General features: G+C 41.6%; 4 protein-coding genes and 2 pseudogenes. 1 reads left to right on the forward strand and 5 read right to left on the reverse strand.

Features of this window, described 5'->3' with window-relative positions; genetic code table 11:
- The 3 genes and pseudogenes from VE944_RS18115 to VE944_RS18125 form a co-directional block, all read right to left on the reverse strand.
- A partial coding sequence (locus VE944_RS18115; RefSeq protein WP_324979743.1) for a transporter substrate-binding protein occupies nucleotides 1–911 on the reverse strand: 911 nt, incomplete at its 3' end.
- 193 nt (nucleotides 912–1104) lie between these two features.
- Nucleotides 1105–2250: pseudogene (locus VE944_RS18120) on the reverse strand (NAD(P)/FAD-dependent oxidoreductase).
- A gap of 46 nt (nucleotides 2251–2296) precedes the next feature.
- Nucleotides 2297–3190, reverse strand: a complete 894-nt coding sequence (locus VE944_RS18125; protein WP_324979746.1) for an isopenicillin N synthase family dioxygenase — start codon at nucleotides 3188–3190, stop codon at nucleotides 2297–2299.
- A 79-nt stretch (nucleotides 3191–3269) separates the two neighbouring features.
- Here VE944_RS18125 and VE944_RS18130 point away from each other — a divergent pair, with 79 nt between their 5' ends.
- On the forward strand, nucleotides 3270–3854 hold the full coding sequence (locus VE944_RS18130) for an Npun_F5749 family FMN-dependent PPOX-type flavoprotein (RefSeq protein ID WP_324979749.1): 585 nt from the start codon (nucleotides 3270–3272) through the stop codon (nucleotides 3852–3854).
- Between the two features lie 97 nt (nucleotides 3855–3951).
- Here VE944_RS18130 and cysE read toward each other — a convergent pair whose 3' ends face one another.
- Nucleotides 3952–4716 carry a serine O-acetyltransferase gene (cysE, locus tag VE944_RS18135; protein ID WP_229556801.1) on the reverse strand — a complete coding sequence of 255 codons (765 nt, stop codon included), beginning with the start codon at nucleotides 4714–4716 and terminating at the stop codon, nucleotides 3952–3954.
- A gap of 158 nt (nucleotides 4717–4874) precedes the next feature.
- Nucleotides 4875–5084, reverse strand: a pseudogene (locus tag VE944_RS18140) (hypothetical protein); the annotation flags it as partial.

The following is a 5084-nucleotide window of genomic DNA, read 5'->3' on the forward strand; positions in this document are numbered from 1 at the left end:
AAGTAATTCCAAGCTGCATAATGACCTTTGAGATACTCTACACCAATTGCTTTAACTTCTTCTTCGGCAATACTGACAGACATGGAAGGATATTTTTCTGGTGTCAATCCAGCACCTTTCAATTGTTTGAAGAAAGCAACGTTGCTATCACCATTCAGAGTATTGTAAATTACACCTCCATTAGGCAAAGCTTGCTTAATTTTAGTGATAATTGGTGTAACTTCTGTATTGCCAAGAGGTAAATAATCTTCACCAACTGTTTTTCCGCCCAAAGCTTCTAATTGAGCTTTAATAATTGTGTTAGCAGTGCGGGGAAAAACGTAGTCAGAGCCAACTAAGAAGAATTCTTTTCCTTTATTTTTTAACAGCCAATCAACAGATGGTTCAATTTGTTGATTTGGAGCAGCACCAGTGTAAAAAATATTTTTAGAACACTCTTGACCTTCATACTGCACAGGATACCAGAGCATGTGATTTTTGCTCTCGAATACTGGCTTAACATTCTTGCGGCTAGCAGATGTCCAACAACCAAAAACTACAGCGACTTTATCTTGATCAATTAGCTTAGTTGCCTTTTCTCTAAAAGTATCCCAGTTAGAAGCACCATCTTCGGTAACTGCTTCAATTTGTTTACCTAAGATACCACCAGCAGCGTTAATTTCTTTGATTGCTAATTTTTCAGCATCGACAACGCTTTTCTCACTAATAGCCATTGTGCCACTAAGGGAGTGCAAAATACCTACTTTGATTGTGTCACCAGCAGTAGCAGCAGCAGGAGAAGCAGCAGGAGGTGCGGCTGGACTCTCTGTAGCAGTTGGGGAATTATTCGCACAAGCTTTCAGAAAAAAGCTGCTTCCAAAAGTTAAAGAACCGTAGATTAAAAACTTGCGTCTGTTAAATTGTCTTCTCATCTTTTTATGAATTTTCCTCTTGATCAATCAACCAACTTAATAGAAAGCTGACAATACTAAACTTTAATGTGTGATGATAGTGCGATAGTTTACTAGTAAAAAGTTACTTCTTATACAAAATGTATGATTTTTGTAATAAAAAAATAAATTTATAATATTAATATTTGTTAAGGCTAGTATTGTGAAATTATTGTCAGCGATGAAGAGATAGCTGGATAATAATCTCATCTTCCTTGCCAGATGCAAAATTAGCAAAGCGCTTTGCCAAAGGTGGTATAATCACCAAAGGATTGCTAAACCCAGAGAATAGATGAACCCTTTCAAATCCTGGGATAGTACCAATTAAGGGCAGGCGATCGCTACTAAATCCCACTAAGCAATCATGCCAAGTTCCTGGTAAATTCTCCAAAGCTGGTAAAACTTCACCGACACTTTTTCGCAACCATTTTTCACTCGCCTCTGAGTTTACCTTGGCATAAGGATCTGTGAGAACACGGCTAATTTGACCGATGCGAAGGCTACCATCTTGAAACTAAATCGCACCCGCATCTAAAATTGCTGGTACTGGCTCATTACCTGGTTGATTCCACAATTCATCAACTTGAGTAGATTCAGCTTCTAGTTGAAATCGTTGCAGATTAGCTGGCATAACTAAAGTGCGTAACTGCACATCCACAGGTGGGGTTTCAATGATTTCTGCGTGGGTAAAATACAGCTTGACGGGAATACCAGCAGATTTTAGTAGTTGGCGGCTAAGTCCACCTGCACAAATGGCAACGTTCGCACTGTGGAAAGTTCCAGTAGTTGTTTTTACACCATCTTGCAATACTTGCAATACTTGGGCAATCTGCATTTCACCCCCAGCACGCTCAAAAGCTTGGATGTAAGCTTGTGCTGTTTTTTCAGGGTGGATATGACCGTGTTTGACAGTTAAAGCACCAGATATAGCCTCTCGATTTAGCAGTGGTTCCAACTCACAAGCTTCTTGAACACTCAATAAACGGGGTGGAATGGTAAAATGATTATATGATGCAGCCGTTGCTTCTGGGTCATTAGCGGCTGAAATAGTAAGTAATAAATCTAATTTCCAAAACTGGATATCAGCGTCTAACTCTTGAGGTAGGATATGGTAAAGTGCAATCGCTTCTTCGCACAATAGACGAGTGAGTGGTGTAGTACCCGACCAATAAGCAAGTCCACCATAACTATAACGAGTTGCATTTTGTGGTGTTTCATATTGCTCCAATAAAAGAACAGCAAAACCTGTTTTTACTAATTCGTATGCCAGTGCAGCACCCGCAATTCCACCACCAACCACAATCCAGTCGTAGGTTTTCATATTAAATATCTTTCTTAATTACGAATTACGAATTACGAATTACGAATTACGAATTACCATAAGTTGCTTGCAAACGACTTAAAAGATATTCTCCCGCAAGGATAGGCGGATAAATAGGCGATTGTTCTTTCTGGCAACTTTCCAGACAAGCTATTTCTGTATCATCATTAGGATGACAGAAAAAAGCCATAGAATAACGGGACTGCTTCACCTTGTTATCGCTGGGAATCATTACTCGATGCTTGGTTGAGCAAAACATATCATTTGTCCACCGTTGCATTAAATCGCCAGTATTAACTACCACAGTATCAGGAATCGCAGGCGCAGCAATCCAATTTCCAGATGCTGTCTGTACTTCCAACCCGCCAACGTCATCTTGGAAAAGTAAAGTAATACTGCCATAATCGGAATGCTCACCAGCACGCACCTGTCCAGATTTGGGTGGTGTCTGCAATGGGGGATAATGGAGTAAGCGCAAGGTATGATTTTGTTGATTGTGTCTTGTGATAAAAAAATCTTCTGGCAATTCCAACGCCAAAGCATAAGCTTGTAACACTGTGTTAGCAAGTTCTGTGCAACTATCATAAAAGCCGAGAATACAAGCATCTATTCCTATAGCGGCTTGTTTGTTTATATTAAACGCCTCTTTCAAGTCGCCTGGTTTGTTGGGGTCAAGACGTTCTCTCTCAAGACCAACGTATCCTGTATTATTAAACTCATTACTCCAAGCTTGCTTTTGCTTAACTTCTAAGGGTAAATTAAAGAAAGATTTACTGTAACTGAATATTTGTTTTATTAAGTCTTTTGATATTCCTGAATTCTGCAAGTACATGAAGCCAATTTCATGGCAAGCTTGATAAATTTGTTTGATAATATTTTGTCGAGTTATGGTGTCGCCATTGCTAAACGCAGTTAAATCTATTATTGGAATTGTAACCATTTATTATATATAAATAGAAAGTTTGTGTTTTTGTTTAGTTAACAGTAGTATATTTAATACTTAGGTACGAAAGTTTATAATGATTCTTGCTCCTTGGCGAAGCGCGATCGCTCATGCACTCCATCGCAACCGTAGCCTTGTTTATGCCCGTTACCTCCAACTAGCAACGGTGCAGCCGAACGGTCGTCCCGCTAATCGTACCCTAGTCTTTCGTGGCTTTCTAGAAGATACAAACCAGCTAAAATTTATTACTGATACTCGTAGCGCTAAAGCCGACCAAATACAGCAACAACCTTGGGCAGAAGTTTGCTGGTACTTCCCCAATACACGCGAACAATTCCGAATCACTGGCTGTTTGACCCTAGTAAGCGGTGATGATTCTGACCAGGATCTACAGCTAGCCCGGATAGCAATGTGGCAAGAATTAAGTGATGCGGCGCGTTTACAGTTTGCTTGGCCCCATCCTGGTAAACCTAGAATCCAAGAATTAGGAGCTTTTGAGCCACCAGCACCCGATCCTGTTAAGCCAGTACCTAATTTTTGTCTATTGCTACTCGATCCGATGCAAGTAGACCATTTAGAATTACGCGGCGAACCACAAAACAGAAAGTTTTATCGCCGCGATGAAAATCAGGAATGGTTTTGTGAAGAAATTAATCCTTAATTTTGTCAGTTAGGAGTCATGAATTGGAAGGTGCAAGGATAATTATTTATTCCTCACTCCTCACTCCTAACTCCTCACTTCTCACTCCTAACTTGATTTAAATACCAGCACCATCTAGAAATTGGTGGATAGTCTTATCTTTGAGGTTGCACCAGCGAGTATCGTGGGTTAGCTCATCCTCTTTGGTGGCTAAACAACCCACTAAAACAGGAGTTTTTTCTGAAGAATTGCTGCGCTGAAGAGTTTGTATTTGTTCTTCCAACGCCTCAATCCTGTCAACTAAAGCACGAATTGCTTGGGCTTCTGAATCTGGTAAGTTATTGTGTTCAAGAGGTGCAACCCGAACTCCAGAACGATACATAATGCGCCCAGGCACGCCTACCACAGTACAGTCTGAAGGGACATCCCTCAGAACAACAGACCCAGCGCCAATACGGACATTATTACCAATTTGGATATTGCCCAGTACCTTAGCTCCAGCCCCAACTACGACATTTTCACCCACAGTTGGATGGCGCTTACCACATTCTTTACCAGTACCCCCAAGGGTGACACCTTGATAAATCAGAGCATAGTCTCCCACGATCGCAGTTTCACCAATCACTACACCCATCCCGTGGTCAATAAACACACTTTTTCCAATTGCTGCACCAGGGTGGATTTCAATTCCAGTCAAAAACCGAGCCAAGTGAGAAATCAGCCGGGGAAAAAAGGGAAGACCAACAGTGTACAACCAGTGAGCCAGCCTATGGAATAGCAGGGCTTGCAAACCAGGGTAACAAAACAAAACTTCCAACCAGTTACGAGCAGCTGGGTCACGTTCAAATATGATACGAAAGTCAGCACGCAGTATAGATAGCACGAGATAGCACCCTCGGAAAGCACAACAAGCTACTCTCCCATCTTATCCTTTCAGACGTTACACCTCAAAATTGGGAATGGGGACTTGGGAATTGGGCATTGCTTATTTCTCCCCCTGCCCCCCTGCTCCCTCATCCCCTTCATCCCCCACTCCCCACTTCACTGCTGCTCCACTTTCAGAGTGTAATCGCGCTTGCCCCCAGGATTAAATGTACCCACCCAAATCCGATATGTGCCCCTTTTCCAATTGCGATCGCTAACGCTAGCATCTTTACTTTTACCAGTGTCATCGCCGCAACGAATCGTAGTTTGGTCTGGCCCTTGGATCAGCAAAGTGGTGTCATTGCCGTTGCTATCGACTTGTATTGT

Origin of the sequence: Nostoc sp. (genome assembly GCF_035638895.1) — a bacterium.
Classification (GTDB): Bacteria; Cyanobacteriota; Cyanobacteriia; order Cyanobacteriales; family Nostocaceae; genus Nostoc.